The 17037-nt window shown below is 67.1% G+C and carries 16 protein-coding genes; 6 read left to right on the plus strand and 10 right to left on the minus strand.

The features are described from left to right. Positions 1-8 precede the first annotated feature (8 nt). Both LZK98_RS19005 and LZK98_RS19010 read left to right on the plus strand, forming a co-directional pair. The gene (locus tag LZK98_RS19005; RefSeq protein ID WP_233784075.1) at positions 9-1154 is read left to right on the plus strand and encodes an acyl-CoA dehydrogenase family protein; all 1146 of its coding nucleotides are present in this window, start codon (positions 9-11) and stop codon (positions 1152-1154) included. A 17-nt stretch (positions 1155-1171) separates the two neighbouring features. Beyond that, the gene (locus LZK98_RS19010; RefSeq protein WP_233784076.1) at positions 1172-1960 is read left to right on the plus strand and encodes an SDR family oxidoreductase; all 789 of its coding nucleotides are present in this window, start codon (positions 1172-1174) and stop codon (positions 1958-1960) included. Positions 1961-2106: 146 nt separating this feature from the next. On the opposite strand, the gene LZK98_RS19015 is transcribed toward LZK98_RS19010, so the two are convergent. Beyond that, a complete protein-coding gene (locus tag LZK98_RS19015; protein WP_233784077.1) occupies positions 2107-4374 on the minus strand; it encodes an NADP-dependent malic enzyme in 2268 nt (755 codons plus the stop codon). A 139-nt stretch (positions 4375-4513) separates the two neighbouring features. Between LZK98_RS19015 and mutS the strand changes: the two genes are divergently transcribed. Both mutS and LZK98_RS19025 read left to right on the plus strand, forming a co-directional pair. Further along, the gene (gene mutS, locus LZK98_RS19020; RefSeq protein WP_233786641.1) at positions 4514-7081 is read left to right on the plus strand and encodes a DNA mismatch repair protein MutS; all 2568 of its coding nucleotides are present in this window, start codon (positions 4514-4516) and stop codon (positions 7079-7081) included. Positions 7082-7210: 129 nt separating this feature from the next. Next, entirely contained in the window at positions 7211-8968 is a 1758-nt protein-coding gene (locus tag LZK98_RS19025; protein WP_233784078.1) for a hypothetical protein, read from the plus strand. Here the strand turns inward: LZK98_RS19025 and LZK98_RS19030 are convergent. Next, the gene (locus tag LZK98_RS19030; RefSeq protein ID WP_233784079.1) at positions 8962-9552 is read right to left on the minus strand and encodes an NADPH-dependent FMN reductase; all 591 of its coding nucleotides are present in this window, start codon (positions 9550-9552) and stop codon (positions 8962-8964) included. The two genes, LZK98_RS19025 and LZK98_RS19030, sit on opposite strands and share 7 nt — an antisense overlap. A 71-nt stretch (positions 9553-9623) precedes the next feature. Here LZK98_RS19030 and LZK98_RS19035 point away from each other — a divergent pair, with 71 nt between their 5' ends. Continuing rightward, positions 9624-9839, plus strand: a complete 216-nt coding sequence (locus LZK98_RS19035; protein WP_233784080.1) for a hypothetical protein — start codon at positions 9624-9626, stop codon at positions 9837-9839. 381 nt (positions 9840-10220) lie between these two features. Here LZK98_RS19035 and LZK98_RS19040 read toward each other — a convergent pair whose 3' ends face one another. The 7 genes from LZK98_RS19040 to LZK98_RS19070 form a co-directional block, all read right to left on the minus strand. After that, complete coding sequence (locus tag LZK98_RS19040) at positions 10221-10508, minus strand: DUF3175 domain-containing protein (RefSeq protein WP_233784081.1); 288 nt, start codon at positions 10506-10508, stop codon at positions 10221-10223. Between the two features lie 3 nt (positions 10509-10511). Beyond that, positions 10512-10661, minus strand: a complete 150-nt coding sequence (locus LZK98_RS19045; RefSeq protein ID WP_233784082.1) for a hypothetical protein — start codon at positions 10659-10661, stop codon at positions 10512-10514. A 40-nt stretch (positions 10662-10701) separates the two neighbouring features. Continuing rightward, complete coding sequence (locus LZK98_RS19050) at positions 10702-11199, minus strand: hypothetical protein (RefSeq protein ID WP_233784083.1); 498 nt, start codon at positions 11197-11199, stop codon at positions 10702-10704. Between the two features lie 59 nt (positions 11200-11258). Next, the gene (locus LZK98_RS19055) at positions 11259-11999 is read right to left on the minus strand and encodes an SDR family oxidoreductase (protein ID WP_233784084.1); all 741 of its coding nucleotides are present in this window, start codon (positions 11997-11999) and stop codon (positions 11259-11261) included. 76 nt (positions 12000-12075) lie between these two features. Further along, positions 12076-14265, minus strand: a complete 2190-nt coding sequence (gene uvrB, locus LZK98_RS19060; protein WP_233784085.1) for an excinuclease ABC subunit UvrB — start codon at positions 14263-14265, stop codon at positions 12076-12078. A 68-nt stretch (positions 14266-14333) separates the two neighbouring features. After that, positions 14334-14756: a hypothetical protein gene (locus LZK98_RS19065; RefSeq protein WP_233784086.1), complete on the minus strand. Its 423-nt coding sequence runs from the start codon at positions 14754-14756 to the stop codon at positions 14334-14336. After that, positions 14743-15765, minus strand: a complete 1023-nt coding sequence (locus LZK98_RS19070) for a DNA/RNA non-specific endonuclease (RefSeq protein ID WP_233784087.1) — start codon at positions 15763-15765, stop codon at positions 14743-14745. Before LZK98_RS19070 ends, LZK98_RS19065 begins: the two co-directional genes overlap by 14 nt. A gap of 156 nt (positions 15766-15921) precedes the next feature. Between LZK98_RS19070 and LZK98_RS19075 the strand changes: the two genes are divergently transcribed. Next, positions 15922-16476, plus strand: a complete 555-nt coding sequence (locus LZK98_RS19075; RefSeq protein WP_233784088.1) for a DUF3617 domain-containing protein — start codon at positions 15922-15924, stop codon at positions 16474-16476. An 80-nt stretch (positions 16477-16556) separates the two neighbouring features. Here LZK98_RS19075 and LZK98_RS19080 read toward each other — a convergent pair whose 3' ends face one another. Beyond that, a complete protein-coding gene (locus LZK98_RS19080; protein WP_233784089.1) occupies positions 16557-16982 on the minus strand; it encodes a hypothetical protein in 426 nt (141 codons plus the stop codon). Between the last annotated feature and the right edge of the window lie 55 nt (positions 16983-17037).

Raw genomic sequence — 17037 nt, forward strand, 5'->3', positions numbered from 1 at the left:
CGGATGCGGTGGCCCTCGACGCCGAGACCTTCGACGCGCTGATCGATACGGTACGGCGATTCGTCGCCGAACGGCTGCGCCCGCTCGAGGCCGAGGTCGAGGCCCGCGACGCCATCCCCGATGCGGTGATCGAGGAGATGAAGGCGATGGGTCTGTTCGGCCTGTCGATCGCGGAAGAACACGGTGGCCTCGGTCTGACCATGAGCGAGGAAGTGCGCGTCGCGATCGAGCTCGGCCGCACCACGCCGGCGTTCCGATCGGCGTTCGGCACCAATGTCGGGATCGGCAGCCAGGGCCTGGTGATGGCCGGCACACCCGAGCAGAAGGCTGCATGGCTGCCGCGCATTGCCAGCGGCGAGGTGATCACCAGCTTTGCACTGACCGAACCCGACGTCGGCTCCGATTCGGGCAGCGTGAAGGCGCGCGCGGTGCGGGACGGCGACGTGTATCGCCTCTCCGGCACCAAGCGCTTCATTACCAATGCCGACAAGGCCGATCTGTTCACGGTGATGGCACGTACCGGCGACGAGCCGGGCGGACGCGGCGTCTCCGCCTTCCTGGTGCCGCGCGACCTGCCGGGCGTCTCGATCGGCGAGCCCGAGAAGAAGATGGGACAGAAGGGCGCCAGGGTCGCCGACGTGAACTTCGATGACGTCACTGTCCCCGTCATCAATCGGCTCGGTGAGGAAGGCGAGGGTTTCAAGATCGCCATGCGCGTGCTCGACCGAGGCCGGCTGCATATCTCCGCGGTCTGCGTCGGTGTCGCCGAGCGCCTCATCGCCGACTGCGTCGCCTATGCCAGCGAACGTCGGCAGTTCGGCAAGCCGATCGCCGACCACCAGCTCATCCAGGCGATGGTCGCCGACAGCAAGACCGAAGCGCTCGCCGCGCGGGCGCTGGTGCTGGAGACGGCGGCGGCGAAGGACGCCGGTCGGGAGGTGGTGCTGGAATCGGCGGCCGCGAAATATTTCGCCAGCGAGATGGTCGGCCGCGTCGCCGATCGCGCGGTGCAGATCTACGGCGGCGCCGGCTACATCGCCGATTACGGCATCGAGCGGCTCTACCGCGACGTCCGCCTGTTCCGCATCTACGAAGGCACCAGCCAGATCCAGCAGCTCATCATCGCCCGCGAGACGCTGAAGCGCGGCGGCTGACCAACAAGGAGAGAAACATGAGCCTCAACAGCCTCTTCAGCCTGGAGGGCAAGGTCGCCCTCGTCACCGGCGGATCGCGCGGGATCGGCAAGATCATCGCCAAGGGCTTCATCGAACAGGGCGCGAAGGTCTACATCTCCTCGCGCAAGGCACCGGCCTGCGAGGAGACCGCGGCCGAGCTCGGCCCCAACTGCATCCCGCTGCCGCAGGACGTCTCGACGGTGGAAGGCTGCCGCGCGCTCGCGACCGCGATTGCGGAGCACGAGGATCACCTCGACATCCTCGTCAACAACGCCGGCGCCGCTTGGGGCGAACCGTTCGAGCAGTTCCCGGAGGCCGGCTGGGACAAGGTGATGGACCTCAACGTCAAGTCGCCCTTCTTCCTGACCCAGGCGTTGCACGGCCTGCTCAAGGCGAAGGCGAGCTTCGACGCACCGTCGAAGGTGATCAACATCACCTCGATCGACGGCCTGCGCCTCAATCCGTGGGAGACCTACAGCTACCACGCATCCAAGGCGGCGCTGATCTACCTCACCAAGCGCATGGCCGCGCGGCTGATCAAGGACGCGATCATCGTCACCAGCCTCGCCCCGGGCGCCTTCGCCAGCGAGATGAACCGCGCCGCGCGCGATCATGGCGACGAGGTCGCCAAGCGCATCCCGATGCGCCGCATCGGCAATTTCGAGGACATGGCCGGGGCGGCGATCTTCCTGGCCAGCCGCGCGTCGGATTATGTCGTGGGGGACACGCTGGTGGTCGATGGGGGTCTGGTCAACGCGTCGCTGGGGAGCAGCATCGACGCCTGAGCAATTCCTCCCCGAACTCGTTCGGGGAGGGGGACCGCGCCCGTAGGGCGTGGTGGTAGGGAAAGCTGCCGCAGGCAGCGCGGCCCACCTCCGCCACCGGCTACGCCGACGGTCGCCTCCCCAAGCAAGCTTGAGGAGGATTGGGGTTACCGCGCGATCCCGCCCGCCGCGAGCACGGCCAGCGTCACCAGCTCGCTCGCGGTCGAGGTCATCGGCGCGACCTGGACCGGCTTCTCCATGCCGATCAGCATCGGACCGATCACGCTGTCGCCGCCGAGCTCGCGCAGCAGCTTGGCCGAGATGTTGGCCGACTGCAGCCCCGGCATGATCAGCACATTGGCCGGACCGGAAAGCCGCGCGAAGGGATAGTTGGCGAGCTGCTTCGGGTTGAGCGCCACGTCGGGCGCCATCTCGCCCTCGTACTCGAACCCGACCTGCCGGCCGTCGAGCACCTTCACGGCGGCGCGGATGTTGTCGAGCCACTGGCCCTCGGGATTGCCGAAGGTCGAATAGCTGAGGAAGGCGACACGCGGCTCGTGCCCCATCCGCCGTGCGACCAGTGCGGTCTGCTCGGCGATGTCGGCGAGCTCCTCGGCATTGGGCCGCTCGTTGATCGTGGTGTCGGCCATGAACACGGTATGGGTCTGCCCGACCATCAGGTGAATGCCGAACGGCGTGCGCCCGGCGACGGGATCGATCACGCGCCGCACCTCGCGGATCGTCTGGGCATAGGTGCGGGTGACGCCGGTGATCATCGCATCGGCCTCGCCGAGCTGGAGCAGCACCGCGCCGAAGATGTTGCGGTCCTGATTGATCATTCGTTCGGCATCGCGCCGGAGATAACCGCGCCGCTGCAGCCGCTTGTAGAGGAAGTCGACCATCGTCGGCACCAGCGTCGAGGTACGGCTGTTGTGCACCTCATAGCTCTCCGGATCGCTCACCCCGAGTGCGCGCAGGCGATCGTGGACGTCCTCGCGCCCGACCAGCACCGGCGTGCCGTAGCCGCCCTCGCGGAAGGCGATCGCCGCGCGCAGCACCACTTCCTCCTCGCCTTCGGCGAACAGCACACGCTTGGGATGCGCCCGCGCGCCTTCATAGGCGAGCGTGAGCACCGACGTCGTCGGGTTGAGCCGCGCACGCAGTGCCTGGCGATAGGCGGCCATGTCGAGAATCGGCTTGGTCGCGACGCCCGAATCCATCGCCGCCTGCGCGACGGCGGAGGGGACATTCTCCATCAGGCGCGGGTCGAACGGCGCCGGGATGATATATTCGGGCCCGAACACATGGCGTACGCCATAAGCCGCGGCGACCTCCTCCGGCACCCGCTCGCGCGCCAGCTCGGCGATCGCCTTGGCCGCGGCGATCTTCATCGCGTCGTTGATGCCCGTCGCGCGCACGTCGAGCGCACCACGGAAGATGAAGGGGAAGCCGATGACGTTGTTGACCTGGTTGGGGTAGTCCGACCGCCCCGTCGCGACGATCGCGTCAGGGCGAACCGCCTTGGCCGCCTCCGGCCGGATCTCGGGCTCGGGGTTGGCCATGGCGAAGATGATCGGCGCCTCGGCCATGTGCTTGACCATCTCGGGCTTCAGCGCCCCCGCGGCGGAGAGGCCGAGGAACACGTCCGCGCCCTCCAGCGCCTCGGTCAGCGTGCGGCGCTCGGTGACGGCGGCATGGGCCGACTGCCACTGGTTCACGTCGTCGCGGCCCTGGTAGATCACGCCCTTGCGGTCGCACATGATGACGTGGTCGTGGCGCACGCCCATCGCCTTGATCAGCTCGGTGCAGGCGATCGCGGCGGCACCCGCGCCGTTCACCACCACCTTGATCTCCTCCATCTTGCGCCCGGTGAGCAGCGCGGCATTGATCAGGCCGGCGGCGGTGATGATCGCGGTGCCGTGCTGGTCATCGTGGAACACCGGGATGTTCATGCGCTCGCGCAGCGTCTGCTCGATGATGAAGCACTCGGGCGCCTTGATGTCCTCGAGGTTGATGCCGCCGAAGCTCGGCTCCAAGAGCTCGACCGCGTCGATGAAGCGGTCGACGTCCTCGGTCTTCAGTTCGAGGTCGATCGAATCGACGTCGGCGAAGCGCTTGAACAGCACCGCCTTGCCTTCCATCACCGGCTTGGAGGCGAGTGCGCCGAGATTGCCCATCCCCAGGATCGCGGTGCCGTTGGAGATCACGGCGACCAGGTTGCCCTTGGCGGTATAGTCGTAGGCCGTGGCGGGATCATCGGCGATCGCCTGCACCGGCACCGCGACGCCCGGCGAATAGGCCAGCGCCAGGTCGCGCTGCGTCGTCAGCGGCTTGGACGCGACGATCTCGATCTTGCCCGGGCGGCCCTCCGAGTGAAACAGCAGCGCCTCGCGCTCCGAAAACTGCACGTTCGCTTCTGCTCGTTCGTCGGACATCTATCTCTCCCGGCTCTCGCGCCGGTCTTTAGTCAGCCGTTTCGGAGAAGGGAACCGCATAGCGCCCGTTCGATCCCCTTGCCGTCCGCGCGAGCGCTCGGCTACCTCGGCGCGCATGGCCGATGCCGCTCCCACTCCGATGATGGCCCAATATCTCGCGCTCAAAGCCGAGGCTGAGGATTGCCTGCTGTTCTACCGGATGGGCGACTTCTTCGAGCTGTTCTTCGAGGATGCCAAGATCGCCAGCGCCGTGCTCGATATCGCCCTCACCGCACGCGGCGAGCATGGCGGCGCGCCGATCCCGATGTGCGGTGTGCCCGCGCATGCGATGGAGGGCTATCTCGCCCGCCTGATCAAGGCCGGCCACCGCGTCGCCATCGCCAACCAGACCGAGACGCCGGAAGAGGCCCGCAAGGCGCGTGGCTCCAAGGCGCTGGTCGGCCGCTCGATCATCCGCGTGGTGACGGCGGGCACGCTGACCGAGGAAGCGCTGCTCGATTCGCGCACCGCCAACTGGTGCGCGGCAGTGGGCGAGGCTGGCGGCGCGATCGCCATCGCTGCCGCGGACGTATCGACCGGCCGGTTCGAGGTGATCGAGACGAACGCCGGCAGCCTCGGCGCCGAGCTCGCCCGGCTGAGCCCGGCCGAGGTAGTCGCGGCCGACGGTGGCTTCGCCGACGCGACCGTGTTCCGCCCTCGCGGCGATTTCGACAGTGCGCGCGGCGAGGAGCGGCTCAAGGCCCTGTTCGGCGTCGCGACGCTCGACGGCTATGGCGCGATGTCGCGCGCGGCGCTGGCTGCGGCGGGGGGCCTGGTCGCCTATCTCGAGCATACCGCGCGCGGCGCCCTCCCCTTCCTCCGCCCGCCGCGCATCGTCCGCTCCGAAGCGGCGATGGCGATCGACGCCGCCACCCGCGAGAGTCTGGAGCTGACGATCAGCGCCGCCGGCACCCGCGCCGGATCGCTGCTCGACGCGGTCGACCGCACCGTCACCGGCGCCGGCGCGCGCCTGCTCGGGCAGGACCTGTCCGCACCGCTGATGGACAAGGCGGCGATCGAGGCCCGCCTTGCCCTCGTCCAGCGCTTCCACGACGACGCGGCCCTGCGCGAGCGCATCCGCGCCGCACTCCGGGCCCTCCCCGACATCGGCCGCGCCCTCGGTCGCCTCGCCGCCGGGCGCGGCTCCCCGCGCGACCTGGGGCAGCTGCGCGACGGCCTCGACGGCGCGTGGCGTCTCGGCGAGATGCTCGGCCAGTTCCATGAGCCGGCGCTGCTGGTCGAGCTCGCACCTCAGCTCCAGGGCCATGGCGCGCTCATCGACCTCCTCACCCGCGCGCTCGTTCCGTCGCCGCCGATCGACGCCGCGAACGGCGGCTATATCGCCGAGGGCTATGACGCCGCGCTCGACGACTTGCGCGACGCCGGCGCCGGCGGCCGCCGTGCGATCGCCGCGCTGGAGGCGCAGTATCGCGATCAGACCGGCATCGCTTCGCTCAAGATCCGCCACAACGGTGTGCTCGGCTATCATATCGAGGTGCCGGCCAAGGCCGCCGATCCGCTGATGCGGCCCGACAGCGGTTTCACCCACCGCCAGACGCTCGCCGGCGTGGTCCGCTTCAACGCACCCGAGCTGCATGAGGTAGCGATCAAGGTCGCCCATGCCGGCGCGCACGCTCTCGCCGCCGAGGCCGCGCATCTCGAGGAGCTGACCCAACAGGCGCTCGCCAATCGCGAGCCGATCGCCCGCACCGCCGACGCGCTCGCCCGCCTCGACGTCGCCGCCGGCCTCGCCGAACGGGCGGCGGAGGGCGGCTGGGCACTGCCCGCGCTCGTCGACCACGCCTGTTTCGAGGTCGAGGGCGGCCGCCATCCCGTGGTCGAGGCGGCGGTGGCGAAAGCGGGCGGCCGCTTCGTCGCCAACGACTGCATGTTATCCGAGGGCAACCGTCTGTGGCTGGTCACCGGCCCCAACATGGGCGGCAAGTCGACCTTCCTGCGCCAGAACGCGCTGATCGCGGTACTGGCGCAGGCCGGCAGCTACGTGCCCGCGACGCGCGCGACGCTGGGGCTCGTCGATCGCCTGTTCAGCCGCGTCGGCGCGTCGGACAATCTCGCGCGCGGCCGCTCGACCTTCATGGTCGAGATGGTCGAGACCGCCGCGATCCTGGCACAGGCGACAGCGCGCAGCTTCGTCATCCTCGACGAGGTCGGCCGCGGCACCTCCACCTACGACGGCTTGGCGATCGCCTGGGCGGTGGTCGAGGCGATCCACGAGGACAACCGCTGCCGCTGCCTGTTCGCGACGCATTACCACGAGCTGACGCGCCTCGCCGAGCGCTGCGACGCGCTCACCCTCCACAATGTCCGCGCGCGCGAGTGGAAGGGCGACCTCGTCCTGCTCCACGAGGTGGCGGAGGGTCCCGCCGACCGCAGCTACGGTCTCGCCGTCGCCCGCCTCGCCGGCCTGCCGCCTGCGACGATCAAGCGCGCCAAGGCGGTGCTCGACAAGCTCGAGGCCGGCCGCGAGAAGACCGGCGGTCTCGCCGCGGGACTCGACGACCTGCCGCTGTTCGCCGCGGCCGCCGAAGCGGAGGAGGAGGCGGTCGATGCGCTCCGCGCGGAGCTCGACGGCCTCGACATCGACGCGCTCAGCCCGCGCGAGGCACTGGAGGTGCTGTACCGGCTGAAATCAATGGCCAGCGAGTAAGTCGCAGTCCAGGCAAACGGATAGTCACGAAAACGGATGTAAAGTCGACACCGCCTCCGCTATTTCGACTGGCCAGCCCAAGCACGACTTGTTACGTTCTCCCGTTCACGATCGACAGGGGGGCCGATCATGAAGACGAGCACGCTCGCACTCGCAATATCCGCCGCGGTGATTGCCGGTTGGGCCATAAACTCCGAGGCGCAGGCCCCCGATCCGGCGCCCGCGCCCTACCAGAACAGCGAGACGATGCTCAGCGGCTGGCTGGAAAAGAACTATTCGGACATGATAAGCCTGTGCCTGGGCGGCGTCGGAAAGCTCAAGCTGAAGCGTGACAAACGCGACCATCCGGTCTCCTCCATCCCGAAGATCATCTCCCAGATCCCGGATTTCAGCGTAAAGCGCGTGAAGCCATGGGCGAGCGACCCGCTCACCAGGATCTTTGCTTACGTCTACAAGTCGAGCGACACCCGCTTCGGCGACGTCGTCATCGACAACGGGCGCTATCTCGCCGACGAATACGACAACAGCGAGCAGCAGTTCGTCGACGACGATCGCCAGCTCGTCACCTATGAATCCAACTGCGCGAGCTCGATCAAGGCGGCCGCGGACCTCAATTCCGGATTCTCTCTCGCGGCGATCACCCTGGAGGGCGCCGGCAACAGCGCGATCAACGGCAATTTCAACGAGACCGCCAGCCTGACCGGCGGCAGCTTCGTGTCACCTATCGTCCGGGACTGGACCAAGAACGGCCCTGCCCGCAGCGCGGCCGACCAGTTCAAGGCGGGACTCTGGTTCTGGGAATGGTATCAGCGCAACGGCGTGTCGACGGGCAACCAGCTCCTCTATTCGATCCGGGGATGGATGCTGAGCCGCAATATCACCGAGACGCAGGGGCTCGCGATCACCGGCAAGGTGGGCGGGGGAATCAGCCTGCCGTTCCTCACCGGGAAGTCGTCGCTCGGCGGGACCGTCGCCGGCTCCAGCACCGGGCGTGTCCGTCTCTATCGGTTCATGCTCGAAGATGCGGGGCAGGCGTATCCGCAGGCGGACTATTATCCGCTGCCGGCGGCCGCCGACGTCGTCCGCGTGATGAACGCTACCGCGGTGTCACGCCTCGTCCCGACCGGCGACAACAGCCTCAGGTCCGGTCAGCAGAAGACCTTCCAGGCCGATGTGCCGATGCTGCCGCTCCGATATTGCAATATCGGCTGGGAGATCGCGGACGCCAGCGCCGCGGCCGGCGGCATCGCGATCCTGGGCGCCGGGATGCAGGGCGAAGGACAGGACAGGGCGTGCCGCTTCACTTTCGAATATACCGCGCCCGCCTCGCTCCCCGCCGGATCGCACCGCCCCGCCTTCGCGCTGCAGATCAAGGATCCGCTGCTTCCTGCCGGGCTTCAGCCGTTCAAGATCCCGGTCCGCCCGAGCTTCGCCGTCGGGAAGACGCCGACCCATGTCCTACAGTCCAATGTCCCGGTCGCCTTCACCGCAAGCGCCCTGCCCGGCGCGCCTGCTCGTTCGCTGGTGCGTTGGACCTCCACGATCCGCGTGACCGACGACAATGTGATGGGCGCGAACCCGCAGGTGCGCGTCGACAAGCTTGCGGTCGGCGGCTGCTCCGCTTCGCCCGCCCAGCTCGGGGACTATCGCGTGTCGAGCGCGGTTACGCAGCGCACCAATACGAGCGGTTTCCTGGTGACCATCGCTGTCGAGGCCGACTATGATGCCGCGGTGACGAGCGATTGGCAGAACGCCAGCTGCACGGTGCAAGGGGCAATCAGTTATCAGATCGACGGGACATGGGTCGACAAGTCCTTCGAGCCGACGATCAAGCTCATCGTACCGAGCAAGCCTCCCGCGCCCGCTGCTGACGGCCTGGCTCAGTAAGGCGGTGTCTTTCGCCCCCGCTGCTCCCGCGCCGCTTCGGTCCACCAGGCGAGATCGTCGGCGAAGCGCGGGAACTGGCGGTCGAGTGCCGCCCCGCCGTCGCCGACCGGCGAGCCGTCGGCGTCGAGCGTCCGGCTGATCTGGCCGACCGTAATCGTGCTCGAGATCACCACCATGCCCATCTCGCTGAGCGAGCCGTGCCAGATCGCGTTGCTGCGCGCCCCACCGATGCGTCCGGCCGAATAGCTGGCGACCGCCGCCGGCCGCCAGAACCATTCCTCCAGGAAATGGTCGGTCAGGTTCTTGAGCCCGGGCTGCATCCCCCAATTATACTCGCCGGCCACGAACACGAAGGCATCGGCCGCGACGATCTTCTCCGCCAGCGCCGCCATCGCCGGTGGTGCCTCGCCGGGCGCATATTCCTTGTACATGCGGTCGAGCATCGGCAGCCCGACCGCCCGCGCGTCGATCAGCTCGACGTCGGCGCCGCGATCCCGGAACCCATCGACCAGATAATGGGCGAGCCGGATGCCCATACGGTCGCGCCGATAGGAGCCGTAGAAGACGAGAATGCGATCCGCCATGAAGGCCCCCTGCCGCGGAGCCTCGCCCCGCCTGTTTCGTTGATTGCCTGTCCAACGACAGGAAGAGAGCCATGCGCGACAACAGCGGCCAGGGAAAGGCCAGCACCAATAGCCGCGATCCCACGCTGAGGGACAATGAAGGCCGAAGCGGCACCGACCGACCCGGCGACCGGACCGACGGCGCCGCGTTCGACCTCGGCCACAAGCCGGCCAAATCGCCGAGCGACCGCCGCCGTGGCGAGCTGAGCGATCAGGATGCCACACCTCCGGTCGACACCGATCGCTGATGCCGCGCAACCGGAAGCAGGCGATGAAAATGAAAGAGGCCGCCGGATGGCATCCCTGCCACCCGGCGACCTCCGACATGGTCAGCGGCCGGAGAGCTCCAGCCCGGGAGACCATGCGGGCCGCTTTCATCGGACTGTCGAGCGTTGATTGGAGGAGGATACCTCCCGCTCGCGCCACGGACGGAGGGCTTCCGTCCGCTTATCCGATATCAGCGGCGCGTCTCCCGAACGAACTGAACCGACCCCATTGCTGAACCATGAGACATCGGATCACCTCCTTTCGCTTGTTAAGACGATGTGCCTTGCCAGGCACGCTCCCTATGTGAATCACGCGAGTCGCGCATTCAAGTCTTGTAATGCATCGCGTTTTCGACGATTCTCTCACGTCTGCCGTTCGCGGCCGAATATGCTGCGAAGCTCGTCTTTCGCGTCCTCCAGAATCCGCTTCTGCTTGGCATCGAGCCCCGCGCCGGCGCGGTTGATGTAGAAGGTCAGCATCGACATCGCCGACCGGAACGGCTCGCTCTTGCGCCGCCTGCTGTGTTCGGCCGAGCGCTTCAGCGATTGCGCGATCTTCCGGGGATCGTGCAGCGTAAACACGTCGCGGTCGAGGTCGAGCGCATCGGAATGCTCGGTCACCTCGTGCGACCATTTCCTCTTCGCGGCCATGGCTCAATGCCTCTTGAAATACTGCACCTCGCGCTCGTGCTTCTCCGCGCCCTCGCGCGTCGAGAAGGTGCCGAGGTTGCGGCGCTTGTGCGTCCGGGGATCGACCTTGCGCGAATAGAGGCGGTATTCGCCCGATTTCAGCTTGCGGATCATCGGCTGTCTCCTCGCGCGCATCAACGCATGGGCGCCGCGATCAGCTTCGGCAGTCCTCGATCACGCGCAGAATCTCGGGCCAGGCCGGGATCACCAGCGGCTGGGCGGCCACGCCCTGGACGATGAAGCGCCCGCGGCTGAACCCGATCGCGTCGAGCAGCGGATCGCGCGCCGGCAGCACCGCGCTGCCGCCGCCGTTGGCGGTGGCCAGCGTCTGCGACCGGCTGGTGGTGCGGATGGCCATCGTCGCCCCGTCGGGCACCGCGCGGGTCAGCGTGACGCGGCGATCGCTCCCGCAGGCAATGGTGAACACCGGCGCGCCGGCCGGTCCGAAGGTCGCCACCCCGCCGGCATAGCGCCAGTCCCCCGGCGTCAGCGGCCAGTCGCGCCAGTCGCTCGAGACCGGCGGAGGCGGCGGCGCGGGCGTCGCCACCGGCGCCGGCCGCGGCGGAGGCGGCGCGGGCGGCGGCGTGGTGGAGGGAATGCAGCCGGCGAGGGTGCCGAGCATCAGCGCGGCGAGGAGCGGACGAGTACGCATTGCCGCACCTTATGGGCGAAGCCGCCGTCCGCCTCAACCGCCGTCGGGACCGGCGTGCATCAGACCATCGTCAGCCCGCCGTCGACGGCATATTGCGCGCCGGTGACATAGCTGGCCTCGTCCGAGAGCAGGAACAATGCGACCGCGGCCGCCTCTTCGGCCGAACCCACCCGCCCGAGCGCGGTGCGGCCGGTCACGTCCGCCTCGAAGCTCTTGCGCACGTCCCCGGGCATGAAATCGCGGAAGGCGGTATCGATCGGACCAGGCACCAGCGCGTTCACCCGCACGCCCCGTGGCGCGAGCGCCGACGCCCAGCAGCGGCTGAGCGAGATCAGCGCGCCCTTGGTAGCGGCATAGACGCTCGCCATCGCCGCGCCTTCGTAGGTCGAGGTCGAGGAGGTGACGACCACCGACGCCCCGTCATTCAGCACACCGCTCAGCGCCGCGAGCTGGAGCACCGGCCCGCGCACGTTGGCGTTCATCATCCGGTCGAAGAAGCCGGCGTCGACATCCTCGACCGGCGAGACATCGGCATAGCCGGCGTTGAGCCACAGTCCGTCGAGCCGTACGCCGCGCTGCACCGCTTCCAGAAGCCGGCGGCCGGTGTCTGGATCGGCGGCGTCGTCACGAACGAGCTGCACGCTCTCCGGCAGCAGCTTGCGACATTGCTCCAGCCGATCCGGGTTGCGGCCGGTCACGATTAGCTCGGCGCCTTCCTCGGCCAGCCGGCGCGCGCCTGCCAGGCCGATCCCGCTGGTGCCGCCGGTGATCAGGATGCGCCTACCGCCAAATCTGGCCATCTACGGTCTCCCAGCCTCGACTGATGGTCGCCGCACGTTCCGAAGAGGTTGATGCCCAGAACGCCGCGGAAGGAGGTCAGTGCCGCCGCCCGCCGAACTTCCGCTGCACCTTCCCGTAGCGCGTCTTGCGCGTCCCCGGCTTGCCTTCGGTCGAGCGCCCCATCACCGGCGCCTTGTGCTCGCCCGCGGGCAGGCCCAGTTCCTCGTTCTCGAGCTGCCGGATCTCGTCGCGCAACCGCGCCGCCGTCTCGAACTCGAGGTTCGCGGCGGCATCGCGCATCTTCTTCTCGAGCTCCTCGATGTACGCGCGCAGGTTGTGGCCGACCATGTGCGGCCGGTCGGCGTCGATCTCGACCGTCACCTGATCCTTCGACGCGACATGCGCGATGATGTCGCCGATCGACTTGCGCACCGTCTCCGGCGTGATGCCGTGCTCGGCATTGTACGCCATCTGCTTCTCCCGGCGCCGGTTGGTCTCGTTCAGTGCGCGCTCCATACTGCCGGTGACGCGATCGGCGTAGAGGATCACGCGTCCGTCGACGTTGCGCGCTGCGCGGCCGATCGTCTGGATGAGCGAGGTCTCCGAGCGCAGGAACCCCTCCTTGTCGGCATCGAGGATCGCGACCAGCCCGCATTCCGGGATGTCGAGCCCCTCGCGCAGCAGGTTGATGCCGACCAGCACGTCGTACACCCCCATGCGGAGGTCGCGGATCAGTTCGATACGCTCCAGCGTCTCCGTGTCCGAATGCATGTAGCGGACCTTGAGCCCGGCCTCGTGCATATATTCGGTCAGGTCCTCGGCCATGCGCTTGGTGAGCGTCGTCACCAGCGTGCGATAGCCGAGCTCGGCGGTCTTGCGGCATTCCTGGATCAGGTCCTGCACCTGCTCCTCGACCGGCCGGATCTCGACCGGCGGATCGATCAGGCCGGTCGGGCGGATCACCTGTTCGGCGAACACGCCGCCGGTCCGCTCCATCTCCCAGTCGCCCGGCGTCGCCGAGACATAGGTGGTCTGCGGGCGCATCGCGTCCCACTCGTTGAAGCGGAGCGGCCGGTTGTCGATCGCGCTCGGCAGGCGGAAACCATATTCGGCCAGCGTGATCTTGCGGCGATGGTCGCCGCGCGACATGCCGTTGATCTGGCCGATCGTCTGGTGGCTCTCGTCGACGAACAGCAGCGCGTTTTCGGGCAGATATTCGAACAGCGTCGGCGGCGGCTCGCCGGGCAGGCGGCCGGTGAGGAAGCGGCTGTAATTCTCGATCCCCGCGCAGGAGCCCGTCGCGGCGATCATCTCCAGGTCGAAATTGGTGCGCTGCTCCAGCCGCTGCAGCTCGAGCAGCTTGCCCTCCGCCTCCAGCTCCTTCAACCGCTCGGCGAGCTCGTGACGGATGCCCTCCATCGCCTGCTTGAGCGTCGGCCCCGGCGTCACATAGTGGCTGTTGGCATAGACGCGGACATAATCGAGGCTCGCGACCTTCTTCCCCGTCAGCGGATCGAACTCGACGATCTCCTCGATGTCGTCGCCGAAGAAGCTCACCCGCCAGGCGGTGTCCTCATAGTGCGACGGGAAGATCTCCAGGCTGTCGCCGCGCACGCGGAAATTGCCGCGCGCGAACGCCTGGTCGTTGCGCTTGTACTGGAGCGCGACCAGCTTGCGGATGATCTCGCGCTGGTCGACGGTCTGGCCCTTCTTGAGATCGAAGATCATCGCCGAATAGGTCTCGACCGATCCGATGCCGTAGAGGCAGCTGACCGAGGCGACGATGATGACGTCGTCGCGCTCCAGCAGCGCGCGCGTCGCCGAATGCCGCATCCGGTCGATCGCCTCGTTCACCGAGCTTTCTTTCTCGATGTAGGTGTCCGATCGCGGCACATAGGCCTCGGGCTGGTAATAGTCGTAGTAGCTGACGAAATATTCGACCGCGTTGTTCGGGAAGAAGCTCTTGAACTCGCCGTAGAGCTGCGCCGCCAGGATCTTGTTGGGCGCCAGCACCAGCGCCGGACGCTGCAGCGCCTCGATCACCTTGGCCATGGTGAAGGTCTTGCCCGAGCCGGTGACGCCGAGCAGCACCTGGTCGCGCTCCCCCGCCTCAGCCGCCTCGACCAGCTCGCGGATCGCCTGCGGCTGATCGCCCGAAGGCGAATAGTCGGAGACGAGTTCGAACCGTTTCCCGCCCTCCGCCTTGGGCGGCCGCTCTGGCCGGTGCGGCACGAAGCTCTGCCCGGTCTCGGGCTCGTCGAGGGTGGTGCGGATCTGGATGGCCATGGGGACGATATAGGGCGACGACGTTCGGCAGCAATCGACCAATCAGCAGGACCGCACGCGCCGGCCGTTCACTCCTTCAGCTCGGAGAAATCATCCGGGATCGGCGGATAGATCACCGGCTTGTCGCCATAGCGCGCCTTCAACATCACCTCGCGGCGATCATGAATATCGCGCAGCACATCGACTTCGTCAGGAAATTTGAAGCGTACGTCGAACTTGCCGCCTTCAATCTCATATTCCATTACAGCCCAGCGCTTGTCAGTATCCTCGGCATACCAGGCATCGAAGATAAGATCGCAAAGACGCGATTCGCCAATTTCGAAATCGCGTACGACGCTACCTTCGTCCTTATACACGCTTGGCCGGACCCATCCCTCGCCTATTTCGACGTAGAGGAATGTCCCGTTGGGATTCCCACCAACGATCTCAGCCAGTTCAGCGCCTATGTCCGCGAACATCGGCCCGAGGATCTCATATTTATCTTTTGCCATTGGATCGCCGTTCCGCCTCGTTCGGGAATTCCTGAAACCGCCTCTTACCGTCGACGTACCAGGTGATGCGGATTCGATCCGGCCGCGTCGAGAAGTCTGTATAATGAGGCACGATGTCGACGAAGACGCGGTGCTTGTTCTGCAGTTCCCTTGCCCAGTCGTTTTCAAGAGCGCGATAGCCGCCGCGGTTGAAATTCCTATCCTGGGCAAAGTGGTTGAACTTGTCGCTAGGGCCATTGAAGCGAACAGCGATGTAATGACCGCCATCGTCGCCCCGGCGGCGATCCTGACCGCCAGCTTGCGCCTGATTGTACCGCGATCGTTGCCCCCGAGCGTCAAGTGACAATTCTCCTCTAATCCGCCGTGTCCGCACGATCGGGTCGATCTGGAAATCATAGCCGTTCTTCCTTACTGCTCGCCAATTCGTATCGAGCAATTGGCTTGCAAGCGTCGGCGGACGGGCGGGATCGGGCGGCAACCGCCTGCCGTGCGTGTCCGCGTAATAGAACAGCGCTAGGGTCTTGTTTTTGGCCTCCCGACCGGCGTCCAGAAACGCCTGATGCGGTAGCTTGATCAGCTGACCGACGCGCAGCGGCCGATCGGCACGGATGCCATTCAGCCAAGCCAGATCCGCAACGGTGACCCCTTTCCGCTTCGCGGCGATACTCGTCAGCGTCTCCCCACGCCGCACCACATGGATCGAGTGATTGCGCGGGTTAAGGGGATCGCGCGGATTTAAAGCAGCCCATACCTGAGGCGCTGCCCTTGTGCTCGACCGCGACGAAGCGGCCGCTCGATCACCCGCACCCGGCTGGTCATCCGTCAGAGACGCCCCGTTTCCCTCGCCGACGTAGATGCCCCCTCCGGCGAAGGTGAACCGCCCGTCCTCAGGATCGTGCCAATGGTTATATTTTCTCTCGACCCGCCAGGTTCGCCGGCCGGTACGCAGATATGTCTCGAAACTTGCTGCAGGAATTCTGGTCCGCTCGCTAGTGGCGCCGCCGCGCATCCGTTCCGCCTCCCCCGTCAAGATTGATTCGGTAGCAGAACATTAAGAACAAACCAAGAACAAATATCCGCACCTGATCTCACTTGAGTTGTCATACATCCCCGCTAAGCTCCTGAACCGGGAGGGGGCATCCAAGCCTGAACAGGGAGTATGCCAATGAAGCGTGCCATCATTCTCGCGGTGCTTCCGCTCGCCGCGTGCAATCAGGGGCCGTCGGTCTCCGCGACCAACGCCACTGCCGAGGAAGTCGCGGCCAAGGTCGATGCGGCCGGCGGCGGCGCGATGATGTCGCCGGGGCAGTGGCAGGGCACGGTCGCGATCAGCGACGTGAAGGTGCCGGGAATGCCCGCCGCGGCGGCCGAACAGGTCAAGGCGTCGATGAGCAAGGCGCAGAGCTTCACCACCTGCCTCACCGCCGAGGACGCCAAGCAGCCCAAGGGCAATTTCTTCGGCGGCGACCAGAGCGGCCAGTGCAAGTACGACCACTTCACCATGTCGGGCGGCAACATCGATGCGGTCCAGACCTGCACGGTCGCCGGCGTCCAGCGCAAGATGACGATGAAGGGCAACTACAGCCCCGATTCCTACAAGATCGCGGTCACCTCCACCGGCCAGGGCGGCGGCGGCAATCCGATGGGCAACATGGAAATGACCATGACCATGGAGGCCAAGCGCACCGGCGAATGCACCGCCGCCCCCAAAGCAGGCTGAAGCGGACATCACCTTTCCGCAGTTCGAGCGGCGCCGGTCCCATCGGCCGGCGCCGCGACTGTTTCGCCGGGCGAACGGCGCTAGAGAATCCGCCGGTAGGCGATCCGCTGCATCACCCAGCCGATCGCAGCGGCGGCGAGCGCGACGATCAGGCTGGTCGCGACCGCGCTCACGATCCGGTAGGTGAAGGTCGCCGCGTCGTTCGCTGGGGCGCCGAACATCCCGAACCCCCAGGTCTGGCCGGCGCTGAACAGCACCAGCGCGATTCCGCCGCCTGTCGCCGCGGCGGTCCATGGGCCGCGGCGGCCGGCGATGTGGAGCGCCACCCACACCGGCCCCGCGACCGCGACGATCGCCAGCATCGAGAACACCGCGCCGACCAGCCAGCCGAGCAGCAGCGCGCCAAGGCCCGCACGTCCGCCCGCCGCGACCAGCGCTGCCGCGACCAGACCGGACAAGGCTCCGCCCGCGCCGAGTGCCAAACCCGCCCGGTCGATCGTCGTCACATAAAAGGCGCTGCTTCCTGCCTCGGGCACACCCCTTCCCCCGGCGCGCTTCCTA

It is taken from the genome of Sphingomonas cannabina, from assembly GCF_021391395.1.
Taxonomy (GTDB): Bacteria; Pseudomonadota; Alphaproteobacteria; order Sphingomonadales; family Sphingomonadaceae; genus Sphingomonas; species Sphingomonas cannabina.

Excerpts from the sequence above, each read along its gene's own strand:
- LZK98_RS19010 (WP_233784076.1), top strand. The coding sequence starts at position 1,172 with ATGAGCCTCAACAGCCTCTTCAGCCTGGAGGGCAAGGTCGCCCTCGTC.
- LZK98_RS19015 (WP_233784077.1), bottom strand. The coding sequence starts at position 4,374 with ATGTCCGACGAACGAGCAGAAGCGAACGTGCAGTTTTCGGAGCGCGAG.
- mutS (WP_233786641.1), top strand. The coding sequence starts at position 4,514 with ATGATGGCCCAATATCTCGCGCTCAAAGCCGAGGCTGAGGATTGCCTG.
- LZK98_RS19025 (WP_233784078.1), top strand. The coding sequence starts at position 7,211 with ATGAAGACGAGCACGCTCGCACTCGCAATATCCGCCGCGGTGATTGCC.
- LZK98_RS19030 (WP_233784079.1), bottom strand. The coding sequence starts at position 9,552 with ATGGCGGATCGCATTCTCGTCTTCTACGGCTCCTATCGGCGCGACCGT.
- LZK98_RS19035 (WP_233784080.1), top strand. The coding sequence starts at position 9,624 with ATGCGCGACAACAGCGGCCAGGGAAAGGCCAGCACCAATAGCCGCGAT.
- LZK98_RS19040 (WP_233784081.1), bottom strand. The coding sequence starts at position 10,508 with ATGGCCGCGAAGAGGAAATGGTCGCACGAGGTGACCGAGCATTCCGAT.
- LZK98_RS19045 (WP_233784082.1), bottom strand. The coding sequence starts at position 10,661 with ATGATCCGCAAGCTGAAATCGGGCGAATACCGCCTCTATTCGCGCAAG.
- LZK98_RS19050 (WP_233784083.1), bottom strand. The coding sequence starts at position 11,199 with ATGCGTACTCGTCCGCTCCTCGCCGCGCTGATGCTCGGCACCCTCGCC.
- LZK98_RS19055 (WP_233784084.1), bottom strand. The coding sequence starts at position 11,999 with ATGGCCAGATTTGGCGGTAGGCGCATCCTGATCACCGGCGGCACCAGC.
- uvrB (WP_233784085.1), bottom strand. The coding sequence starts at position 14,265 with ATGGCCATCCAGATCCGCACCACCCTCGACGAGCCCGAGACCGGGCAG.
- LZK98_RS19065 (WP_233784086.1), bottom strand. The coding sequence starts at position 14,756 with ATGGCAAAAGATAAATATGAGATCCTCGGGCCGATGTTCGCGGACATA.
- LZK98_RS19070 (WP_233784087.1), bottom strand. The coding sequence starts at position 15,765 with ATGCGCGGCGGCGCCACTAGCGAGCGGACCAGAATTCCTGCAGCAAGT.
- LZK98_RS19075 (WP_233784088.1), top strand. The coding sequence starts at position 15,922 with ATGAAGCGTGCCATCATTCTCGCGGTGCTTCCGCTCGCCGCGTGCAAT.